Source organism: Paracoccus sp. SJTW-4 (assembly GCF_047716885.1).
GTDB lineage: Bacteria > Pseudomonadota > Alphaproteobacteria > Rhodobacterales > Rhodobacteraceae > Paracoccus > Paracoccus solventivorans.
In genome coordinates, this window is record NZ_CP136681.1 from 1,098,749 (window position 1) to 1,121,064 (window position 22,316).

Here is a 22,316-nt window from a genome sequence, read left to right on the forward strand (position 1 = left end):
ATCGCCCGGGCGACGACCCCCACAACGGCTTCCTGGCGTGGAGAGGTCCTGAACCAATGGAGCAATCATGTCCCGTCAGAATTACATCTTCACCTCCGAGTCCGTCTCGGAGGGGCATCCCGACAAGCTGTGCGACCAGATCTCGGATGCGGTGCTCGACGCGCTGCTTGAACAGGAGCCGCTGGCCCGCGTCGCCTGCGAGACCTTCGCCACCACCGGAATGGTGGTGATCGGGGGCGAGATCGGGCTGAAGGACAAGGGGCGGCTGACCTCGACCATGGGGCGGATCCCGGAAATCGCCCGGGGCGTGATCCGCGACATCGGCTACGAGCAGGAAAAATTCCACTGGAACACCTGCCACGTGCTGAACTTCCTGCACGAGCAATCCGCCCATATCGCGCAGGGCGTGGACAAGGACGGGGCCGGCGACCAGGGGATCATGTTCGGCTATGCGGTGGACGAGACGCCCGAGCTGATGCCGGCGCCGATCCAGTATGCCCACGCGATCCTGCGCCGCCTGGCCGAGGCCCGCAAGTCCGGCGAGCAGCCGACGCTGGGCCCGGACGCCAAGTCGCAGCTGTCGGTGCGCTATGAAAACGGCCGCCCCGTCGGGGTGTCGCAGATCGTGGTCAGCCACCAGCATCTGGACGAGACGCAAGGCTCGGACGACATCCGCGCCATCGTGGAACCCTATGTGCGCGAGGTGCTGCCCGAGGGCTGGCTGACCGAGGACACCGTCTGGCACGTCAACCCCACCGGCACCTTCGTCATCGGCGGGCCGGACGGGGACGCCGGGCTGACCGGGCGCAAGATCATCGTCGACACCTACGGCGGCGCCGCCCCTCACGGCGGCGGGGCATTTTCCGGCAAGGACCCGACCAAGGTCGACCGCTCGGCCGCCTATGCGGCGCGCTACCTGGCCAAGAACGTGGTCGCCGCCGGGCTGGCGAAACGCTGCGTGATCCAGCTGTCCTATGCGATCGGGGTGGCCGAGCCGCTGTCGATCTATGCCGACACCTACGGCACCGGCGAGGTCCCCGAGGCCGAGATCGAGCGCGCCCTGCGCGAGGTCATGGACCTGACGCCGCTGGGCATCCGCAACCACCTCGACCTGTGCAAGCCCATCTACCGCCGCACCGCCGCCTACGGCCATTTCGGCCGCACGCCGGAAGCGGACGGCGGCTTCAGCTGGGAACGCACCGATCTGGCCGAGACGCTGAAGAAGGCAGTATAGGCGGCATCTGCGTCCGCCTGCTTCTTCATCACGAAAATATCCCGGGGGCGCGGGGGCAGCGCCCCCGCTCCGGCCGCGCCGCCGTGCGCGACCCGGCCCGGCTCAGTGCAGCGGCCGCAGCACAGTCACCCCGCGGGCGCCGGCGCGCGCCAGGGTCGGGTCCAGCGACATCGTCACGTATTCGCCGCGCCGCCAGCGTTCCGACAGGTCGTCGTAGTGGCGTGACAGCGGGTGGCCCGACTGGCCGGTGGCGATGACGAAGACCGAGCTGTCGGGGTCGGCGAGGTCGTAGACGCCGCGATAGCCGGCGCCGCCGACCGCGGCCCAGGGGTTGGCGCCCTGCCCCATCACCGGCGCCCGGGCCAGGCTCGAGCCGTCGCCCGAGGTGGATTGCACCAGGCTGACCACCCAGCCGATCAGCGGCATCCGCCCCAGCGCCGGGTGTTCGTGGCGCGCGACATGGGCATCGCCCCAGCGCCAGCTTTCCACGTCGGGGCCGAAGCGCGCGCTCAGCTCGACCAGCGCCGCGTCCAGCGCCTGCCGGGCGATGGTGGTGCAGTCCTCGACCGGAGCCGACTGCACCACGTCGCACCAGACCGCGGCGCCGCCGGTGTCGCGGAACACCCGGTCGATGAAGGCGGGGCGCAGCTCGGCCGAGACCTCTGCCGCCAGGGCCCCCAGCTCATCATGGATCAGCCGGTCCTGCAGATGGCGCATCCAGGCGGAATAGATCAGCGGCTCGGGCAGGTGCTCGCCCATGTTGCCGTCCCATTCCGCCAGCAGCGCCAGCGCGTCCTGGCGCTGGCGTTCCGGGGTGCCGGGGGCGGCGGCCTCGCCGGTGAACCACAGGTCGGCGCCGACCAGCGGCAGCAGCGCCCGCGCCGCCGGGCTGACCGTATCCAGCTGCGCGTCGATGAAGCTGTCGCGGGAATGGATCTCGCGCGAGGCGAGCAGCCGCGACAGCCGCAGCAGCCGCAGCGGCTCGTCGCGGTCGTGACCAAGGGCAAGGGCGCTGGCCCCCGTGGCCTCGGCCCCGGTCGCGGCGACCATGCCCTGCGCGGGCTCGGTCATCCGCAGCGGATCGTCGGGCGCCATCGGCTCGAGCCAGCGCACAGCCGGGTCGCGGCCGGGCGCGGGCATCCGCCCGGCGGTCGGATGCTCGGGCGGGCGACGGGGGATTTCCCCGGCCAGGACCTGCGCCACGCCCTCGGCATCGGCCAGCGTCACCTGCACCGCCGGGGCGACGATGCCGCGCGCGGCCTGCGCGGCGCCGGCGCGGTCGGGCGCCTGCATCAGCGCGATCAGCGCGCTGAGTGTGGTGTCCTGTCCGGACAGCCCGGTCCAGCGCAGCGCCGGGACATAGCCGCCCGGGGTAACCGCCAGCAGCCCCAGATGCGCGGGCGGGATCACCGGGCCGGATTCGGTCTCGCGCAGGGTGATGCGGCGGTCCTCGGCGCCGTGGATGCGGATCACCTCGTGCCGCGTGGTGAACTCGCGCCAGCCGCCGTCTGCCAGATAGCGGTCGGGGGCGCCGGGCTGGACCTCCTCCATCACGATGTCCTGGTCGTCCACCCAGGCCGGGGTCAGCCCCCAGGCCAGTTGCTGGTTGCGCCCGGTCAGCACCGCCGGGATCCCGGGGATGGTGCCGCCGATCACGCTGCCCGCGCGCAAATCCATCCGCGCCAGATACCACAGCGAGGGCGCGGTCAGCGCCACCTGCGGGTCGTTGGCCAGCAGCGGCGCGCCGGCGGCGGTGCGGCTGGCGCCGGCGGCAAAGCCGTTGGCAGAGCTGCCGCGGCCGACGCGGATATAGCCGACCAGCCCGGCGAACCAGTCCTCGGCCGCCGCCTCGGGGGCGGGGGCAAAGCGCGCGCCCTCTCCGAACAGCGCCGCATAGGGGGGCAGCGGCGCTTCGCCGGCGGCGCGGACCAGATCTCCCCCCCGCTCGGGCGCAGCCAGAGAGACCCGCGCCCGCGTCACCTCGGCCGCGACCTGACGCGAGGCGCCGGCGGCGACCAGCTTGAGGATCGCCAGCGAATCCGCCGGCTGCCAATAGGCGATGTCGCCGGGCAGCAGGAAGAACTCGGGCGCGCCGCGGCCCAGGGCGCCCTGGTTGACCTGCTCGACCCAGGCGTTCACCCCGTCGGCATAGGCCTGCAGTGCCGTCTGCGTCGCCGGGTCCTGCGCGGCGAGCGAGTCCTGCGCATGGCGCCACAGCCCCAGACGGCGCGCCAGGTCGTCGGCGGCAAAGGCGCGTTCGCCGAACATCTCGGCCAGCCGGCCCTGCGCGGCGCGGCGCAGCACCACCATCTGGAACAGCCGGTCCTGCGCATGGGCGAACCCCAGCGCAAAGAAGGCGTCGCGGTCGGTCGAGGCAAGGATATGGGGGATGTTCTCGGTCGTGCGCACGATCTCGACCGGCTGCTCGACCCCCGCCAGCGCCAGCTCGGCGTCATAGTCGGGCAGCGAGCGGACGGCGAAATACCACGCCAGCGCCAGCGCGCCGACAAGGACCGCAATCAGGCCGATGGTCAGCCGGACCAGCCAGCGAAACAGCGAAAGCATGGGCGGCGGCGTCCTTGAAAACGGGCGGCCCCGGTTGACGGGGCCAGAGGGCAATGGAATGTGACAGGCTGATAGGGCAGCGGCCGCCGGTTTTCAACGCGGCCCGGACAGGAGGATGCAATGGCGCAGGTGGCGTTTCTGGGGCTGGGCGTGATGGGGTTCCCGATGGCGGGGCATCTGGCCGCCAAGGGACACGAGGTCACGGTCTACAACCGCACGGCGGCACGGGCGCTGGACTGGACCGGCCGCCATCCCGGCCGCCACGCCGCCACCCCGCGAGAGGCCGTGCAGGGCGCACGGTTCGTCATGGCCTGCGTCGGCAACGACGACGACCTGCGCGCGGTGTGCCTGGGCCCGGACGGCGCCTTTGCGGGGATGGCCCCGGGGGCGATCTTCGTCGATCACACCACGGTGTCGGCCGAGGTCACGCGGGAGCTGGCGGCGGCGGCGCGCGAGCTTGGCATCGGTTTCGTGGACGCGCCGGTGTCCGGCGGGCAGGCGGGTGCGGAAAACGGGCAGCTGTCGGTGATGTGCGGCGGGGCGCAGGCGGATTATGACGCCGCCGAGCCGCTGATCGCCGCCTATGCGCGGATCTGCCGGCGCATGGGCGACAGCGGCGCGGGGCAGCTGGCCAAGATGTGCAACCAGATCGCCATCGCCGGGCTGGTGCAGGGGCTGGCCGAATCGCTGAACTTCGCGCAGCGGGCGGGGCTGTCGATCCCCGAGTTGGTCGAGGTCATCAGCCAGGGCGCCGCCGGCAGCTGGCAGATGCAGAACCGCCACGCCACCATGGCCGAGGGGCGCTATGATTTCGGTTTTGCAGTGGACTGGATGCGCAAGGATCTGGGCATCTGCCTGAAGACCGGGGACGAGATCGGCGCCAGCCTGCCCGTCACCGCGCTGGTCGACCAGTTCTACAAGGAGGTGCAGCTGATGGGCGGCGGCCGCTGGGACACCTCGTCCCTGCTTGCCCGGCTCAAGGGCTGACACACCCTGCCCGCCGCTTCTTCATCATGAAAATATCCTGGGGGGGGCCGGCCGCAAGGCCCGCGGGGGCAAAGCCCCCTTTCCCCGCTACATCAACGGCGAAAACAGCCGCGCCAGCGAATCGCGGAACCGCAGCAGCGGGTTGCGGGCGCGGTAGCCCTCGACGGTGAATTGGCGGCAATCCTGCATGTCGCGCAGGAAATCCTGTTCCAGCCGCTGCGAGAACGCGGCGTCATAGATCACCGCGTTCAGTTCGTAATTGATGCCAAAGCTGCGGATGTCGATATTGGCCGAGCCGATGGAGCAGACCCGCCCGTCGGCGATTACCGTCTTGGCGTGCAGATAGCCCGGCTGATACAGCAGCACCTGCGCCCCCGAGGCCGCAATTTCCCGCATATAGGTGTTCGCCGCCCAATAGGGCACATACTGCCTTGCACCGCGTTCGCTGATCATCACCCGCACATCCACCCCCGACAGCGCCGCCGCCTTGAGCGCCTCGGCGATGCTGGTGTCGAGGATGAAGAACGGCGATTGCAGATAGACCCGTTCCCGTGCCCCCACGATCATCGCGAAATACAGCTGCCTTATCGCCTGCCATTCCGAGTCCGGCCCCGACAGCGTCAGCTGCACCGGCAGCCGCGCGTCCTGCAACTCCGCCGGGGTGGGCGGGAAATGGTCGGGCTGGAACAGGTCCTCGCCGGTGGCGTTGCGCCAGTCGACCGCGAACACCGCCTGCAGCAGCGCCACCGACGATCCGGTCATGCGGATATTGGTGTCGCGCCACAGCCGGAAGCCGCGCGGCGGGTGGATATGCTCGCCCCCGATGTTCAGCCCGCCGGTATGGCCGACCCGCCCGTCGATCACCGCGATCTTGCGGTGGTTGCGGTAGGAAATCGTGTGCACCCGCCACAGTTTCGAGAACGGCTCGAACCGCACCCCGCCCGCCCGCATCTGGCGGATATAGCGCCGGCGCAGCATGAAGATCGAGCCTACCGGGTCGTAGAGGATGCGCACCGCCACCCCTTGCGCCGCCTTTTCGGTCAGGATCGCCTTCAGCTCTTCGCCGAAATCATCGGCATTCCAGCTGAAATACTGCAGGTGGATCGAGTGGGTGGCCCCGCGCAGGTCCTCGATCAGCCGCGGATAGGCGTTGGGCGCGTCCTGCAGCAGCTCGATCCGGTTGCGGGTGGTCACGGTCGAGCGGGTGGTGTTGCGCACCAGCTCGGACAGCGAGGCGGCCGAGCCGTCCTCGGCCTCCATCCTTGCCAGCGCCTCGCGGTGTTCGGGTTCAAGCCCGGCGATCAGCGGCGCCAGCCGCGCGTCCAGTTCCTGCCGCATCAGCTTGCCGGTCAGGCCGAAGTTCTGGTGCTGGCGCCCGAACAGCAGGTAGAGCACCACCCCCACCCCGGGCAGCAGCGCGAACAGCAGCATCCACGCCAGGGTGGCGCTGGGGCGGCGGTTCTCGGCGATGATGTAGACGCCGATGACGACGAGATAGGCGGCAAATCCAAGCGATAAGGCGGTCAGGATCGGCGCCGGCATCATATCCCCTGGTGTTCGTGGTTGGGCGCATCATGGCGCGGGCGGGGGGAAAGGGCCAGACGCGGTTCGGGCGGCGCCGCCGGGGGCTGCGCGCCCCGTCGTATACGACGATCCCGCGGGATATTTCCCCCACGATGAAAGCAGGGGCGGCAAAGCAGGAGCGGGCGGGCAGAACGGCAAAAGGCCCCGTCCGGTGGGGGCGGGGCCTTTGCAAATCATGGTACCGGTCAGGTCAGGCCGGTTGCGGCGCGGGATCCTTGCGGCGGGGGCGGAACAGCCGCGTCACCATCACGAAGAACACCGGCACGAAAAGCAGCGTCAGCAGGGTGCCGGTGACGGTGCCGAAGAAGGTGGCGTAGCCGATGGCGTGGCGCGCGCCGGCGCCGGCACCGGACGAGATCACCAGCGGCAGCACCCCCAGCCCGAAGGCAAGCGAGGTCATCAGGATCGGGCGGAACCGCAGCCTTGCGGCCTCGCGCACGGCGGTCAGGGCGGATTCGCCCATCCCCTCCATGCGTTCGCGGGCAAAGGCCACGATCATGATGCCGTTCTTGCCGGTCAGCCCGACCACGGTCAGCAGCCCGACCTGGAAATAGACCCCGTTCGCCTGCCCGCCGACCCAGGCGCCGATCAGCGCGCCGAGGATGCCGACCGGCATCGACAGCAGCACCGCAATGGGGATGGTCCAGCTTTCGTAAAGCGCGGCCAGGCACAGGAACACCGTTGCCAGCGCCAGCGCGTAAAGCGTCAGCGCCCCGGCCCCGGCCTCTTTTTCCTCGAGCGAGAGACCGCTCCATTGCAGGTTGAAGCCGGGCGGCAGCTGCGCGGCCAGCGCCTCGATCTCGGCCAGCGCGTCGCCAGAGGAATAGCCGGGTGCGGGCTGGCCCTCGATCGCCATCGCGGGCAGCGCGTTGTAGCGCGTCACCTGCTGCGGCCCGAACACCCAGTCCTGGGTGGCAAAGGTCGAGAAATCGACGAACTCGCCATTGCCGTTCTGCAGCCGCCACAGCTCCAGATCGCGGGGCGCCGTGCGGGCCCAGGGCTCGCCCTGCACATACACCCGCTTGATGCGGCCGTTGTACAGGAAGTCGTTGACATAGGTGCCCGACCAGATCGTCGCCAGGAACGAGCCGACATCGGTCGCCGTCACGCCCACCGCACCGGCCTTGGCCCAGTCGATGTTCAGCTTGAACTGCGAGGCATCCTCGACCCCGTTCGGGCGCACCGCGGTCAGCACCGGGCTTTGGCTGGCCATGCCCAGCAGCTGGTTGCGCGCGGCCAGCAGCTCTTCGTGGCTCTGGCCGGCGGCGGCCGAGAGATAGGCGGAAAACCCGCTGGCGTTGCCCAGTTCCAGCACCGCCGGGGGCACGATCGGGATCACCAGCGCCTCGCGGATGCCGCCCATCAGCGGGCCGAAGGCGCGCCCGGCGATGGCGGCAGCGGACTGGTCGGGCTCGGGGCGTTCCGACCAATCGGTCAGCCGCACGAACATCATCCCCATGTTCTGCCCCTGCCCCGCGAACGAGAACCCGCGCACGGCGAACACCGATTCCACGTTGCCGGCCTCGGCGGTGGTGAAATACTCGGACACCCGGGCCATCACCGCCTCGGTCGCCTCGGCGGTGGTGCCGGTCGGGCCCTGCACGATCACCATGAGCGCGCCCTGGTCCTCGTCGGGCAGGAACGCGGTGGGGGTGCGCTGATAAAGCACCACCATCCCGCCCACGATCAGCAGATAGACCAGGATCATGCGGAACGGCCGCGCCGTGGTCGCCCGCACGATCGCCACATAGCCATGGGTCACGTGGGTGAAGTTGCGCTCGAACCAGTTGCCGAAGCCCGAGCCGAGCCGGCCCAGCAGCCCCTGGCGCGGCGCGTGCGCATGGGAATGGGCGTGGGGCTTCAGCATGGTGGCGCACAGCGCCGGCGTGAACACCAGCGCCACCACCACCGACAGCAGCATGGCTGAAACGATGGTGACGGCGAACTGCTTGTACATCTCGCCGGTCGAGCCGCCGTAGAAGGCCATCGGCACGAACACGGCCGAGATCACCAGCCCGATGCCGACCAGCGCGCCCGAGATCTCGTCCATCGACTTGCGGGTGGCCTCGAGCGGACCCAGCCCCTCGTCGCGCATGATCCGCTCGACGTTCTCGACCACCACGATGGCGTCGTCGACCAGCAGGCCGATGGCCAGCACCATCGCCAGCATGGTCAGCGTGTTGATGGTGAACCCCAGCGCCGCCATGATCCCGAAGGTGCCCAGGATCACCACCGGCACCGCCAGCGTCGGAATCAGCGTGGCGCGGAAGTTGTGCAGGAAGATCAGCATGACGAGGAAGACCAGCGCCATCGCCTCGATCAGCGTCTTGACCACCGCCTCGATCGAGATCAGCACGAAGGGCGTGGTGTCATAGGGGATGACGTATTCCATCCCCGCGGGCAGGAACTGCGCCAGCTCGTCCAGCTTGTCCTTGACCAGCTTCGAGGTGTCCAGCGCATTGGCCCCCGAGGCCAGCTGGATCGCCATCCCCGAGGACGGCAACCCGTTGTAGGTGCCGGCGATCTCGTAGTTTTCCGACCCCAGCTCGGCCCGTGCCACGTCGCGCAGCAGCACCAGCCCGCCGTCGGTGTCGGCGCGCAGCACGATGCGCTCGAAATCCTCGGGGGTGCGCAGCAGCGATTGCGCCGTGATGGTGGCGTTCAGCTGCTGGCCGGGGGGCGCGGGCATGGCCCCAAAGGCCCCGGCCGAGATCTGCGCGTTCTGCGCCCGGATCGCCGCCACCACCTGCGCGGGCGAGAGATCGTAGTATTTCAGCCGCGTCGGGTCCAGCCAGATGCGCATCGAGTATTCCGACCCGAACACCTGCACCTTGCCCACGCCTTCAAGCCGCGAGATCGGCTCGACCATGAACGAGTTGAGGTAATCCGCCAGGTCCACCGCGGTGCGCGCGCCGTCGCTGGAAATCAGCCCGACCACCATCAGGAAGCCGGTGGCGGATTTCGACACCGCCACGCCCTGGCGGACCACGGGTTCGGGCAGGATCGCCTGCGCCCGCGCCAACTTGTTCTGCACCTGCACCTGCGCGATGTCGGCGTCGGTGCCCATCTCGAAGGTCAGGGTGATCGTCGCGCCGCCGGTCGAGGTGGTGGTCGAGTTGATGTAGCGCAGCCCGTCCAGCCCGGTCATCTCGCGCTCGATCAGCTGGACCACGGTGTCGGCCACTGTCTCGGCCGAGGCGCCGGGATAGACGGTGTTGATGACGACCGAAGGCCCGGCGATGGTCGGATATTGCGAGATCGGCAGCCGCAGCACCGACAGCGTGCCCAGCCCCATGATGATGATCGCGATCACCCAGGCAAAGATCGGGCGGTCGATGAAGAAACGGGCCATGGGTCAGTTCCCCTGCGCCGCGGCGGCGTCACCGGCATCACCGGCGTCGCCCGCGTCCGCACCCGCTTCCGGCGCATCGGCGTTCACAGCGTCACCCGCTTCCGGCGCGGCATCCGGCGCGGCGTCGGGGGCAGCATCGGCGGGGGCCGCATCGGGTGCAGCCCCGGCGGCGGGCGTGGGCTGCTGGCCGGGAATGACGGTGATCGGGGCGCCCGGCCCGGTCTTCTGGAAGCCCGAGGTGATGATCCGGTCCCCGGGCTCCAGCCCGGCCGTCACCACCCAGTTGCTGCCGTCCGAGGTCAGCACCTCGAGCGTGCGCACCGCCACGGTGTCGTTCTCGACCACCCAGGCGTGCGGCGTGCCCTGGGTGTCGCGCATCACCGCCGATTGCGGGACCAGGTAGACGTCCTTTTCCTCGGCCTGCGGCAGGATCACCTCGACGTAAAGCCCCGGCAGCAGCAGGTGCTGGGGGTTGGGGAACGAGATGCGCAGCGTGATCATGCCGGTGGTCGGCTCGACCTGCGGCTCGGCGGCGCGCAGCTCGCCGCGCAGCGGATAATGCTCGCCGGTCGGCAGGATCAGCGTCGCCTGGCGGTTTTCCGGGGTGGTGGCGTGCTGGGTCTGCTGCCAGCGCAGCAGGTCGTTGGCCGATTGCGTCACGTCGACATGCACCGGATCCAGCGCCCGGATCGTCGCCAGCGGGTTGGCCTGCTGGGCGGCGACCAGCGCGCCGGTGCTGACCTGCGAAAACCCGATCACGCCCGAGATGGCAGCGCGGATCGTGGTGCGGTCCAGGTCGATCTCGGCCGATTGCAGCTGCGCCTTGGCCAGCTGCAGCGCCGCATCGGCGGCGTCGCGGGCGGCGACGGCGCTGTCCAGCCGCTGGGCCGAGCCGGTATTGCTCTCGAACAGCTCCTGGGCGCGCTCGGCCTCGCGGATGGCCAGGTCGTAATTCGCCTGCGCCTGCGCCACCGCCGCCTGCGCCGCCGCGACCGCCGCCGCATAGGTGTCGGATTCGATCTGGTAGAGCGGCTGCCCCGCCTCGATCACCGTGCCCTCCTCGAACAGGCGCTCGCGGATGATGCCGGCGACCTGCGGGCGCACCTCGGAGACGGTCGAGGCCTTGATCCGCCCCGGCAGCCTTGCGGTGACGGTGTAGTCGGTGGGCTGGGCCTCGATCACCGTGACCGGGGTCGGCGGCGGGCCGTCCTCCTGCGCCCGCGCGGCTGGGACCGGGCCCAGCACCAGCGCGGCGGCGAGGCCAAGAGACAAGAGAATCGGGGTGCGAGGCATCGGGGGCAGCTTTCGGTGATCAGGTGGGGGTTCGGGACTCGCGGCGGTCCCGACTGGGTTTTTTCGACGGGTTTCGGGCCTGGTTGTCAATCCGCCAAAACCTCCGACTCGGGGACGGGAACAACCGGCGGGTCGCGGGGACCGGCGCCGCCGGCATCCGCCCGGCCGCTGCCATCCGCGCGCAGCGCCGCGAACTGGCGGCGCACCAGCTTTTCGCCGTATCCCACCAGCGGAAAGCCCTGGTCCGACCGCAGCCATTCGCCCAGCAGCCCCAGGAAGGTGACATGGACCATCACCGCCGCCTCGTGCGGGGTGAAATCGGGATGCAGCGAACCCTCGTCGCGCGCCCGCTGCATCACCCGCAGCATCAGGCTCCACAGATCGCCCTCGAGCCGCGACAGCGCCGCCCGCCCGGCCGGGCCGATCCCCAGGTCGGACATGATGCGGAACATCCGCTGCCGGCTCTCGTTCACCTCGAAGTCGCGCAGCGCCTCGAGCCCGGCGTGCAGCAGCTGGTCCAGCGGATCGCCCGGCCCGCCCGCATCGGCGGCGGCGGCCAGGAACTGTTCCTGCGGCAGCAGGATGCGGGCGTGCAGCGCCGCCAGCAGCTCGGCCTTGTCCTTGAAATGCCAGTAGAACGCCCCTCGCGTCACCCCCGCCGCGCGCGAGATCATCTCGAGCGTGGTGGCGGCGTAGCCCCGTTCGCAGAACGCCTGTTCGGCGGCGTCGAGGATCGCGGCGCGGGTCTGTTCTGAATCGTCCTTGCGGCGGCGCATATGGGGTCGGGCCTGGATTTGTGCCCGCCGCCCTTACCAACATTCACGAATGTATGTAAACCCCGCCCGGGCTGGAAACCGCCGCCGAACCATGGGCATATTCCCCGGTGCCGCAACGGAACTCGGCCCGGGGCGCGGCCGTTGGCCCACAGGACAGCCCCCAGGGACAAAGGAAACTTCTGCAATGAACTCCATCATCTACATCGTCGGGCTGGTCGTCGTCGTGCTGTTCATCCTGTCGATGCTGGGCCTGCGCTGACCGTTCTGCCCCGCCCCGCGGTGCCCGGGTCTTTCATCTTGCCGCAAGGATGCTCGGGGGTCCGGGGGCAGGCAGCCCCCGGGTTCCGGCCCAAGGTTCCGCAGCGCCACGGGCGCCGGCCCCGCAATTCCGGGTGGCGTTCCCGCCGCTGCTGCGATAGGTCGCGCCCAAAGCTGCAAGACAGGCCCCCCGCATGGACATCCGCAACATCGCGATCATCGCTCACGTCGACCACGGCAAGACGACGCTGGTCGACCAGCTGCTCAAGCAGTCGGGATCGTTCCGCGAGAACCAGGCCGTGGCCGAGCGGATCATGGATTCCGGCGACATCGAGCGTGAGCGCGGCATCACCATCCTGGCCAAGGCGACCTCGGTCGAATGGAAGGGCACGCGCATCAACATCGTCGACACCCCCGGCCACGCCGATTTCGGCGGCGAGGTCGAGCGGATCCTGTCGATGGTCGATGGCGTCTGCCTGCTGGTGGACGCGGCCGAAGGGCCGATGCCGCAGACCAAGTTCGTGACCTCCAAGGCGCTGGCGCTGGGGTTGAAACCCATCGTGGTGCTGAACAAGGTCGACAAGCCCGCCGCCGACCCCGACCAGACCCTGAACGAGGTCTTCGACCTGTTCGCCAATCTGGGCGCCTCGGACGCGCAGCTGGATTTCCCGCATGTCTATGCCTCGGGGGTGAACGGCTGGGCGGTGGCCTCGCTCGACGACCCGCGCGAGGGGATGGGGGCGCTGTTCGACCTGATCCTGCGCCATGTGGAGCCGCCCCGGCAGCTGGCCCGCCGCGACGAGCCGTTCCGGATGCTGGCCACCACCCTGGGCGTCGACCCGTTCCTGGGCCGGCTGCTGACCGGCCGGGTCGAGGCGGGCACCGCGCGGGCCGGCGACACCGTCAAGGCGCTGTCGCGCGACGGCGACCGGGTGGAACAGTTCCGCATCTCCAAGGTGCTGGCGTTCCGCGGCCTGACCCAGACGCCGATCGACCAGGCGGTGGCGGGCGATATCGTGACGCTGGCGGGGATGGCGAAAGCCACCGTCGCCGACACCATCTGCGCCCCTGAGGTCGACACCCCCCTGCCCGCGCAGCCCATCGACCCGCCGACGATCTCGGTCACCTTCGGGATCAACGACAGCCCGCTCGCGGGCCGCGACGGCAGCAAGGTGCAGTCCCGCGTCATCCGCGAGCGTCTGCTGAAAGAGGCCGAATCCAACGTCGCGATCCGGGTCGAGGATACCCCGGGCGGCGAGGCCTTCGTCGTCTCGGGCCGCGGCGAATTGCAGATGGGCGTGCTGATCGAGAACATGCGCCGCGAGGGGTTCGAGCTGTCGATTTCCCGCCCGCGCGTGATCTTCCGCGAAGAGGACGGCCAGCGGCTGGAGCCGGTCGAGGAAGTCATCATCGACGTCGACGACGACTTCACCGGCGTGGTCATCGAGAAGCTGACCGGCGACCGCAAGGGCGAGCTGATCGACATGCGCCCGGCAGGCCACGGCAAGACCCGCGTCGTCGCGCATGTGCCCTCGCGCGGGCTGATCGGCTATCAGGGCGAGTTCATGACCGACACCCGCGGCAACGGGGTGCTGAACCGCATCTTCCACGGCTGGACCCCCTACAAGGGCCCGATCCAGGGCCGCCGCCAGGGCGTGCTGATTTCCATGGAGGACGGTGTGTCCGTCGCCTATGCGCTGTGGAATCTGGAAGAACGCGGGCGGCTGTTCATCGGCGCGCAGGAACAGGTCTATCAGGGGATGATCATCGGCGAGCATTCCCGCGACAACGACCTGGAAGTGAACCCGCTCAAGGGCAAGAAGCTGACCAACATCCGCGCCTCGGGCTCGGACGAGGCGGTGCGGCTGACGCCGCCGGTGCGGATGAGCCTCGAGGAGGCGATCGCCTATATCGCCGACGACGAGCTGGTCGAGGTCACGCCCAAGATCGTGCGGCTGCGCAAGCGCTTCCTGGACCCGCATGAACGCAAGCGCCAGGCCCGCGCGGAAACCTGACCCGGGACCGCAATTCCGCGCAAAGACACGAAAATTCGCTTGCGATCCGTCGGACCCTGACCCAAGGTTCGCCGGCTTGGTGGCGATCTGACAAACAGACAACCCTGAAATGACGACTTCGACGGAAAATGACGCTGGCCGCTCGGTCATGGACCGATTGCTGCATTCCGCAGTGGATCAGCTGCGTGAAATCCCCACGTTCCGGGTCAGGGTGGACGAGGTTGCGGACCGGGCCGGCATTCCGCGGCAAGAGGCGCGGGCGATCTTTCCCGAGGATGCGGCGCTGAACGAATCCCTCGCCGGGTTTGCGATGGTGCAGATGGCCGATGCGATGACGCAGGCGCTGATCGCGGCGCCCGGCGGCGACAACCGCGCCGCGCTGATCGGCCTGTCCGAGGCCTATGTGAACTGGGCGCGCCGCAACCGCGCGCTTTACGGCGCCATCTCGAGCCGGCTGCTGCAGCCCTCAGGCGCCGATTCGATCGTGCGGCGCTATGATGCCAGCTTTGCGCCGCTGGTCCGCCGCTATCTGAGCGAGGACAAACCGGGCAGCACCACCCGCCGCGCCGCGCTGGCGCGGGCGGCGCTGTTCGGACTGACCGACCTGATCCTGGAACGACGCGAATCCATCTGGCTGCCGCCGCACCAGGATCTCGACGCCGAGATCTCGGCCACCATCGCCGAGCTTGTCGACCTGCTGCTGACCGGACGGCCCGCCGGGGGCTGAGCCCCCCGGGCGGGCGCTCAGATCTGTCGTTCGGGGATCTGGACTACCAGCCCGTCAAGCTCGGAGGTGACCTTCAGCTGGCAGGTCAGGCGTGAGCGCACCGGGTCCGGCTGCCAGGCGAAATCGAGCATGTCGGCCTCCATCGGGTCGCGAGGCGGCAGCCGGTCTACCCATTCGGGCGCGACATAGACATGGCAGGTGGAACAGGCGCAGGCGCCGCCGCAATCGGCCTCGATCCCCGGAACGCCGTTGTCGCGGGCCCCTTCCATCACGGTCATGCCGGGACGGACCTCGACCTCGTGCCTTGTGCCGTTCCATTCGATATAGGTGATCTTCGCCATCGGCCCATCCTTTGTCTGCGCCGACGCAGATAGGCGATGGGGGCACGGATGAAAAGATGCGCGGCCCAGCCCGCGTCGCCGCCGCATGGGTATTTGGACCAGAAAGAAGCCCGTCAACCGAATCTTAACCCGGCGCTGCCATGGTCCGAATCGCGGTACAGGCTGGGGAGCCGATGACCGCCCAGAGAGAAGCCGCCCCGGTCATGGGTGAAACATCCCGTCCCGCCCGCGCGGCGGGGTTGGCCGGGGCGCACCCCCTCGGGTTTCTTTCTGGTCCCAATACCCATGCGACCCGTGCCGCCAGGATCAGCTCATGCCCGTTTCAGCGCCAGCACCGCATTCAGCCCGCCAAAGGCGAAGGCGTTGGACAGCACCGCCCCGACCCTTGCCTCGCGCGCCTGGTTCGGAACCACGTCCAGCGCGCATTCCGGGTCCGGCTCTTCATAGCCGATGGTGGGGGCGATGATCCCGTCGCGCAGCGCCATGATGCAGGCCAGCAGCTCGACCGCGCCGGTGCCGCCGATCAGATGCCCGTGCATGGATTTCGTGGACGAGATCAGCAGTCGGTCGGCGTGCTGGCCGAAGGCATGGGCGACGGCGGCACATTCAGTCTTGTCGTTGGCGGCGGTGCCGGTGCCATGCGCGTTGATATAGCCGATCTCGTCGGGGTTCAGCCCGGCGTCGCGCATCGCCCCGGCAATGGCGCGTTCCGCGCCCTGAGCCGAGGGCATCACGATGTCCTGCGCATCCGCCGACATGGCGAAACCCACCACCTCGGCCAGGATCTCGGCGCCGCGGGCGGCGGCATGGTCCCAGTCCTCGAAGACGAAGACCCCGGCGCCCTCGCCCTGCACCATGCCGTTGCGGTTGGCGGAAAACGGGCGGCAGGCGTCGCGCGACATCACGCGCAGCCCCTCCCACGCCTTGATGCCGCCAAAGCACAGCATCGCCTCGGCGCCCCCCGACAGCATCACCCGCGCCGCGCCCGCGCGCACCATCTGGAACGCCAGCCCCATGGCGTGGTTGGACGAGGCGCAGGCCGTCGCCACGGTGAACGAAGGGCCGCGCAGCCCGAACTCCATGCTGACATGGCTGGTGGCGGCGTTGTTCATCAGCTTGGGCACCACGAAGGGATGGACGCGGTTCTTCCCCTCTTCGAACACGGCGCGGTAATTCTCGTCCCAGGTGTTCAGCCCGCCCCCGGCGGTGCCCAGCACCACCCCCGAACACAGCCCCAGCTCACCCTGGAAGCTCAGCCCGGATTGCGCCACCGCCTGTTTCGCGGCCAGCATGGTGAACTGGGTAAAGCGGTCGTAAAGCGCGATCTGCTGGCGGTTGAAATGATCCTCGGCGCGCCAGTCCCGCACCTGCGCGCCGATGCGGACCGACAGGCGCTCGACGTCGCGGAACTCCAGCGGGCCGATGCCGCAGCGCCCCTCGCGCATCGCCGCCAAGGTCTGCGGCACATCGCGGCCCAGCGCGTTGACCGTGCCGGCCCCGGTGATCGCGACCCGCCGCGGACCGCTCATCCGCGCTCGGCGATCAGCCGTTCCACCGCCGCGATGATCGCGCCCATCGAGGAGATGTCGAAGTCGGATTTCTCGGGCTCGTTGGCGTTGAACGGGATGGTGATGTCGAACGCCTCTTCGATGGCGAAGATCGATTCGACCAGCCCGAGGCTGTCGACCCCCAGCTCGGCCGGGCTGGCATCCGGGGTGATCTGCGCGGGGTCGAGCATGGCCTGTTCGGCGATGATCGCCACGATGCGGTCATGAATGCTGGGGGTGCTGGTCGACATGAAAGCGCCTCTGTCTCAGTCCTTCTGCATCAGCCGGGCCACGGTCTTTTGCAGCTCGGCGAATTGCGCGGCCATGCGCGGCAGGCGGCGCACCGCCTTGTTGATTTCCAGCTGGGTCTCCATCCTGGTGGCCGGAGAGCCCAGCACCACCCGCCCCGCCGGCACGTTGGTAAAGATCTTGCTGGCGCCGCCGGCGATCACGTCGTCGCCGATGAAGATGTTGTCGTTCACCCCGCAATGCCCGGCCAGCACCACACGGTCGCCGATCCGGGCCGAGCCCGCGACCCCGGCCAGCCCGCACAACAGGCAGTCGCGGCCGATGCGGACGTTGTGGCCGACCTGCACCAGGCTGTCGATCTTGGTCCCCGAGCCGACCGAGGTGTCGCGGATGGTGCCGCGGTCGATGGTGGCGTTCGCCCCGATCTCGACGTCGTCGCCCAGGGTGACGCCGCCCAGCGAATGGATGCGCACCCAGTGCTGGTCGCGAATCTCGCTGCGGGCGCCGAGGGTGTGGCGGATTTCCTCGATCCCCGAGACCTCGGGGGTGACGAATGAAAACCCGTCGCCGCCGATCACCGCCCCGGACTGCACGATCAGCCGGTCGCCGGCGGTCACGCCATGGGCGATGCGCACGCCGGCGTGGATGGTGGCGTCCCGGCCGATCACGCTCTCGGCGCCGATGCTGGCATGGGCGCCGATCCGGGCGCCGCCGCCCAGCCGCACCCGCGGCCCGATCACCACGAAGGGCCCGATCGAGGCGCCCTCGCCGATCTCTGCGCTGGGGTCGATCACCGCCGAGGGATGGATGCCGGCGGGAAACTCGGCGCCGCGGTCCAGTGCGCGGGTGACCCCGGCCATCGCCAGCCGCGGCCGCGCCACGATGGCGGCGCCGGCCAGGCCCAGCGCCTGCGGGTCCATGCCTTCGGACAGCAGCGCCACGGCGCCGGGCACCAGGTCGGCGGCGAACTTGGGCGACATCGCCATGGCGATCCGCGCCGCGCCGCCCGCCGCGGGGGCGGCGTCGGCGGGCTCGGCCGCGCCGGTGATCCGCAGCGCGCCATCGCCCCACAGCCGCGCCCCGAGATCGCGCGCAAGGTCTTCCAAGGTTATCGTCATGCCGCTCTCCTTGCGATGGTCCTACTGCGCCAGCGCGGCCGTTTCCAGCCCGGTGGCCCCAGCCTCGGCGGCGGCCTGCTGCAGGGCGCGCCACACCGCGGGGTCGCGGTCGTAGATATCGCGGAAATGGCGGATGGTGCCGTCCTCGTCCACGGTGGTGGTGAAATAGACCAGATGCACCGGCTGCCCGGCGGCCTTCAGGAACCGCTCGGTCCCCGACTGGCGGGCGCGTTCATAGGTGGCGGCCGGGTCGGCGCTGGCGCCTTCCAGCAGCACATGCGCCAGTTCGACCGGCTTCTGCACCCGGATGCAGCCGTTGGAGAACGCGCGCACCGATTCGCTGAAAAGTCCTTTCGTCGGCGTATCATGCAGATAGATGTTCATGCTGTTGGGGAAGATGAACTTGACCTCGCCCAGCGCGTTGTCGGCGCTGGGTTTCTGCCGCAGCCGATAGGGAAAGCTCTTGGCGGTATAGCGCGAGAAATCGACCGAGGCGCGGTCCACCACCCGGCCGCGGCTGTCCACCACGTCCAGATGCGCGGCGGCAAAGCGGTTCTGCTGCAGCCGCGGCAGATAGTCCCGGATCGCCATGTTGCGCGGCACGTTCCAGCTGGGGTTGACCACCACGTTCTGCATCACGTCGGAAAACTCGGGCGTGCGCCAGTCGTCGCGGTCCTTGCCGATCACCGCGCGGCTTTCATAGATGGTGCGACCGCCGTCCTTCACCCGCACGTTGAACTCGGGCAGGTTCACCCAGATCATCCGCGCGTTCAGGTCATGGCCGTTCATCCAGCGCATCCGCTCCAGCGCGATCAGCAGGTCGCGCGAATCGGTATCCCTGCCTCCGTTCAGGCGGTCGAGCGTGCGCGGCCCGGCCACGCCGTCGGGCGCCAGCCCCACCCGGGCCTGATAGGCGCGAAGCTGCCGGGCGAGATCGGCGTCGAACAGCTCGGGCTCCGCCGAGTCGGCCGCGAATCCCGCCGCCGCCAGCCGGGCGCGCAGCAGCGCGACGGCGTGGTTGCGCGCGCCCTCGCGCCAGGCGCCGGCGGGCACCTGCGGCAGGTCCGGGGCAATGACGGGGCCGCTGCGCGCGGCCAGCGCCGCCTGTAACACGCGGTATTCGGGGGTCTGCGGCGCGACCGAGGCCAGCGCGGCCGCTGGGTCCGGGGCCTCGACAAAGCGCCGCAGCAGCTGGTCGAGCGGCGTTCGCAGCACATCGCGGCGGATTTCCGGGTGAACGCGGCGCGGCTCGAGGATGCCGCCGCCGACGTCATGGGTCCAGCGGGCAAAGCTGCGGGCAAAGGCGAGCTCGGTCTCGACCGGCGCCGGCATCGCGGCATCCAGCCGGCGCAGACGTTCGACGCCATAGACATCGGGCAGCCCGTGCGCCGCCGCCCGTCCCGCCTCGGTGATCAGCGCCGCCCGCAGCGGCGCCCCCTCGGGCGCGGCAAAGACCGGCTGCAAGCCGGTTCCGCCGTACCACGCCGCCAGCCCCGGGTCGTCCGCCACCCCCCGCGCCAGCGCCCAATCCGTAGCGCCGAAGTCGAGTCGCGGCGCCGGCGCGCCGGCAGCGGCGGCGGTTGGCAGCGCCACGGCCGCCGCCAGCAGAATCGCCCCCATGCGGCAAAGGAAAGGCGGGCAGAGCATCATGCGGAATCCTGACAGGTCATCCCCAGACATATGCGACAGAATCGCGCAGATGGAACCGGCGAGGGCCGGGATTGCGGCCCCGAGCGTTGCATTGCGGATACAGTGCTGTGGGCCATCTGCTGCACCCTGGTCACGATCGGCAGGATTTCGCCTATGATGGCATGAAATCGCCTGCCGCGGGAACTCACGGTTCCGCAACCGTGCCCGCGGTGACATATTGTTAAGCAGTCCGGGGTAAACCGGCACCGTCAGGCGACTGGCGCAAAGAAGAACGCAGGACAGGCGGATCTGAACATGACCTTCGAATTCTCGCGACGCGGCATTCTCGGCGTGTTCGCGGCAACCACGGTTGCGGCGGCTCCGGTTATGGCGAATGCCTTTGGCCTCATGCGCGGCGCCGGCGATTACCGGCGCGTCCGGATGTATTCCGGCCGGACGGGCGAAAGCATCGATACGGTCTATTGGGTGGACGGCAAGTATATCCGCGATTCCCTCAATGAGATCAACATCTTCATGAGGGACTGGCGCACCGGGCAGGTGATCGGGATCGACCCGCGGACCATCGACATCGCTGCCGCCAGCCACCGGCTGCTGCAGACCAACGAACCCTACATGATGCTGTCGGGCTACCGCTCGCCCAAGACCAACGCCATGCTGCGCGCCCAAAGCAGCGGCGTCGCGAAAAGCTCGCTGCACATGAGCGGCAAGGCCGCGGATCTGCGGCTGAAATCGCGCTCGGTCGGGCAGATGTACAAGGCCGCGGCCTCGTGCCGGGCGGGCGGCGTCGGCAAATACTCGCGCTCGAACTTCGTCCATATGGACTGCGGCCCGCTGCGGACCTGGGGCTCCTGAGTCCATCCTCCGGCGCAGGCCTTGCGAAGCCCGCATATTCCTGCGGGCTTTCGCATTTTCACGCGGCGGTGCATGAGGGAGATATCCGCCCGCGCCGCCGGGCCCATCGCGGAGAGCCGACATGTCCAGCGTGATTCCCGTTCTTCTGTCCGGCGGCTCGGGGACAAGGCTGTGGCCGGTCTCGCGCAAGTCCTTTCCCAAGCAATTCGCGCCGCTGACGGGTGAGGAATCGCTGTTCCAGGCCTCGGCGCTGCGGCTGTCGGGGCCGCGCTACGCGCCGCCGCTGGTGCTGACCAACGCCGATTTCCGCTTCATCGTGACCGAGCAACTGGCCGAGGCGGGAATCACCCCCGCCGGCATCCTGATCGAGCCGGCCGGCCGCAACACCGCCCCCGCGATCCTGGCGGCGGCGCTGCATGTCGCGCGCGACAACCCCGATTCGCTGCTGCTGGTCGCGCCCTCGGACCATGTGGTGCCAGATGCCGACGCCTTCGGCCGCGCCGTCGACCAGGGCATCGCCCCGGCGCTGGCCGGCCGCATCGTCACCTTCGGGATCGAGCCCACCCGCCCCGAGACCGGCTATGGCTATCTGGAGTGCGAGGAGCACGCCGATCCCGGCCCCACCAGGCTGCGCCGCTTTGTCGAGAAACCTGACGCCGAGACCGCCGAATCCATGCTCAGGGCCGGCAATTTCCTGTGGAATGCCGGGATTTTCCTGTTCACCGCCCGCAGCATGATCGAGGCGTTCCGCGCCCATGCCCCGCAATTCCTGGAACCGGTACAGGCGGCGCTGGACGGCGCCACCCGCGACCTCGGGTTCCTGCGGCTTGCCCCCGAACCCTGGGAGACGCTGCCGGAGCTGTCGATCGACTATGCGGTGATGGAAAAGGCCGACAACCTGTCGGTGGTGCGATTCGCCGAGCATTGGTCGGACCTGGGCGGCTGGGACGCGATCTGGCGCGAGGCGCAGATCGACCGCCCGGCCTGGCGGGGGGTGGTGGCCGATTCGCGCTCGACCGCCATCGACTGCGACGACGTGCTGCTGCGCTCGGACGACGAGGACATGCAGGTCGTCGGCATCGGGCTGAAGAACACCATGGTCGTGGCCACGCGCGACGCGGTGCTGGTCGCCGACATGGACCGCGCGCAGGACGTGCGCCAGGCGGTGACCGCGCTGAAGTCCCGCGGCCTGCGGCAGGCGGAAAGCTTCCGCCGCGACCACCGCCCCTGGGGCTGGTTCGAGACGCTGGTGATGGGCGATCGGTTCCAGGTCAAGCGCATCGTCGTCCACCCCGGCGCGGCGCTGTCGCTGCAAAGCCACGTCCATCGGGCGGAACACTGGATCGTGGTCAGCGGCACCGCCAAGGTGACGGTGGACGACAAGGTCTCGCTGGTGACGGAGAATCAGTCGATCTACGTGCCCCTGGGCGCGGTCCACCGGATGGAGAACCCCGGCAAGGTGCCGATGGTGCTGATCGAGGTGCAGACCGGCGTCTATCTGGGCGAGGACGACATCATCCGCTACGACGACGTCTACGCCCGCAACTGAACCGCCGGCCGACTGGGCGGGGCGACCGTCGGCATGTGCTGGCGAGGGGCAGTGCGCTTGCGAGGGCCGTGCAGCGTGTTTCAAGCGACGCAGGCCAGCGTCCAGACTGCTTGCCTCATCCGCCGCCACACGTGGTCCGCTGAGGGGGAAGTTGATGCGACCTGCCCGCTGCAGCCGCCCCGCCAGCGGCTTCGCCGTTATCACCGGCCGTCAGTTGCC

At 69.4% G+C, this 22,316-nt stretch carries 17 protein-coding genes and 1 riboswitch; of the genes, 7 read left to right on the forward strand and 10 right to left on the reverse strand.

Features of this window, described 5'->3' with window-relative positions; translation table 11 throughout:
- Positions 1-13 precede the first annotated feature (13 nt).
- Positions 14-64, forward strand: a riboswitch (SAM-SAH riboswitch).
- Between the two features lie 3 nt (positions 65-67).
- Positions 68-1,234: a methionine adenosyltransferase gene (metK, locus tag RSP45_RS05390; protein ID WP_415393518.1), complete on the forward strand. Its 1,167-nt coding sequence runs from the start codon at positions 68-70 to the stop codon at positions 1,232-1,234.
- A 102-nt stretch (positions 1,235-1,336) separates the two neighbouring features.
- On the opposite strand, the gene RSP45_RS05395 is transcribed toward metK, so the two are convergent.
- On the reverse strand, positions 1,337-3,799 hold the full coding sequence (locus tag RSP45_RS05395) for a penicillin acylase family protein (protein ID WP_415393519.1): 2,463 nt from the start codon (positions 3,797-3,799) through the stop codon (positions 1,337-1,339).
- 120 nt (positions 3,800-3,919) lie between these two features.
- Between RSP45_RS05395 and RSP45_RS05400 the strand changes: the two genes are divergently transcribed.
- Positions 3,920-4,786 (forward strand): NAD(P)-dependent oxidoreductase, encoded by an 867-nt coding sequence (locus tag RSP45_RS05400; protein ID WP_415393520.1) that lies wholly within the window; start codon positions 3,920-3,922, stop codon positions 4,784-4,786.
- Positions 4,787-4,873: 87 nt separating this feature from the next.
- Here RSP45_RS05400 and cls read toward each other — a convergent pair whose 3' ends face one another.
- The 4 genes from cls to RSP45_RS05420 all read right to left on the reverse strand — a co-directional run bounded on the left by cls (position 4,874) and on the right by RSP45_RS05420 (position 11,791).
- Positions 4,874-6,328 carry a cardiolipin synthase gene (gene cls / locus RSP45_RS05405; RefSeq protein WP_415393521.1) on the reverse strand — a complete coding sequence of 485 codons (1,455 nt, stop codon included), beginning with the start codon at positions 6,326-6,328 and terminating at the stop codon, positions 4,874-4,876.
- Between the two features lie 232 nt (positions 6,329-6,560).
- Positions 6,561-9,722: an efflux RND transporter permease subunit gene (locus tag RSP45_RS05410; RefSeq protein ID WP_415393522.1), complete on the reverse strand. Its 3,162-nt coding sequence runs from the start codon at positions 9,720-9,722 to the stop codon at positions 6,561-6,563.
- Positions 9,723-9,725: 3 nt separating this feature from the next.
- Complete coding sequence (locus RSP45_RS05415) at positions 9,726-11,015, reverse strand: efflux RND transporter periplasmic adaptor subunit (RefSeq protein WP_415393523.1); 1,290 nt, start codon at positions 11,013-11,015, stop codon at positions 9,726-9,728.
- 86 nt (positions 11,016-11,101) lie between these two features.
- Positions 11,102-11,791, reverse strand: coding sequence for a TetR family transcriptional regulator (locus RSP45_RS05420; protein ID WP_415393524.1), 690 nt, complete (start codon positions 11,789-11,791; stop codon positions 11,102-11,104).
- A 91-nt stretch (positions 11,792-11,882) separates the two neighbouring features.
- Between RSP45_RS05420 and RSP45_RS05425 the strand changes: the two genes are divergently transcribed.
- From RSP45_RS05425 to RSP45_RS05435, 3 genes are all read left to right on the forward strand, one after another.
- The gene (locus RSP45_RS05425; RefSeq protein ID WP_415393525.1) at positions 11,883-12,050 is read left to right on the forward strand and encodes a hypothetical protein; all 168 of its coding nucleotides are present in this window, start codon (positions 11,883-11,885) and stop codon (positions 12,048-12,050) included.
- 193 nt (positions 12,051-12,243) lie between these two features.
- Positions 12,244-14,064 carry a translational GTPase TypA gene (gene typA / locus RSP45_RS05430; protein WP_415393526.1) on the forward strand — a complete coding sequence of 607 codons (1,821 nt, stop codon included), beginning with the start codon at positions 12,244-12,246 and terminating at the stop codon, positions 14,062-14,064.
- A 148-nt stretch (positions 14,065-14,212) separates the two neighbouring features.
- On the forward strand, positions 14,213-14,791 hold the full coding sequence (locus RSP45_RS05435) for a WHG domain-containing protein (protein ID WP_415393527.1): 579 nt from the start codon (positions 14,213-14,215) through the stop codon (positions 14,789-14,791).
- A gap of 17 nt (positions 14,792-14,808) precedes the next feature.
- Here the strand turns inward: RSP45_RS05435 and RSP45_RS05440 are convergent, their stop codons facing one another.
- From RSP45_RS05440 to RSP45_RS05460, 5 genes are all read right to left on the reverse strand, one after another.
- On the reverse strand, positions 14,809-15,132 hold the full coding sequence (locus tag RSP45_RS05440; protein ID WP_415393528.1) for a 2Fe-2S iron-sulfur cluster-binding protein: 324 nt from the start codon (positions 15,130-15,132) through the stop codon (positions 14,809-14,811).
- A 311-nt stretch (positions 15,133-15,443) separates the two neighbouring features.
- Complete coding sequence (locus RSP45_RS05445; protein ID WP_303730850.1) at positions 15,444-16,661, reverse strand: beta-ketoacyl-[acyl-carrier-protein] synthase family protein; 1,218 nt, start codon at positions 16,659-16,661, stop codon at positions 15,444-15,446.
- Positions 16,658-16,930, reverse strand: a complete 273-nt coding sequence (locus RSP45_RS05450; RefSeq protein ID WP_073063132.1) for an acyl carrier protein — start codon at positions 16,928-16,930, stop codon at positions 16,658-16,660. Before RSP45_RS05450 ends, RSP45_RS05445 begins: the two co-directional genes overlap by 4 nt.
- A gap of 15 nt (positions 16,931-16,945) precedes the next feature.
- Positions 16,946-18,046, reverse strand: a complete 1,101-nt coding sequence (locus tag RSP45_RS05455) for a UDP-3-O-(3-hydroxymyristoyl)glucosamine N-acyltransferase (RefSeq protein ID WP_415393529.1) — start codon at positions 18,044-18,046, stop codon at positions 16,946-16,948.
- A gap of 21 nt (positions 18,047-18,067) precedes the next feature.
- On the reverse strand, positions 18,068-19,666 hold the full coding sequence (locus RSP45_RS05460) for a L,D-transpeptidase family protein (RefSeq protein ID WP_415393530.1): 1,599 nt from the start codon (positions 19,664-19,666) through the stop codon (positions 18,068-18,070).
- A 324-nt stretch (positions 19,667-19,990) separates the two neighbouring features.
- Between RSP45_RS05460 and RSP45_RS05465 the strand changes: the two genes are divergently transcribed.
- Both RSP45_RS05465 and RSP45_RS05470 read left to right on the forward strand, forming a co-directional pair.
- Entirely contained in the window at positions 19,991-20,548 is a 558-nt protein-coding gene (locus RSP45_RS05465; RefSeq protein ID WP_303730854.1) for a YcbK family protein, read from the forward strand.
- 121 nt (positions 20,549-20,669) lie between these two features.
- Positions 20,670-22,097: a mannose-1-phosphate guanylyltransferase/mannose-6-phosphate isomerase gene (locus tag RSP45_RS05470; RefSeq protein ID WP_415393531.1), complete on the forward strand. Its 1,428-nt coding sequence runs from the start codon at positions 20,670-20,672 to the stop codon at positions 22,095-22,097.
- Positions 22,098-22,316: the final 219 nt, after the last annotated feature.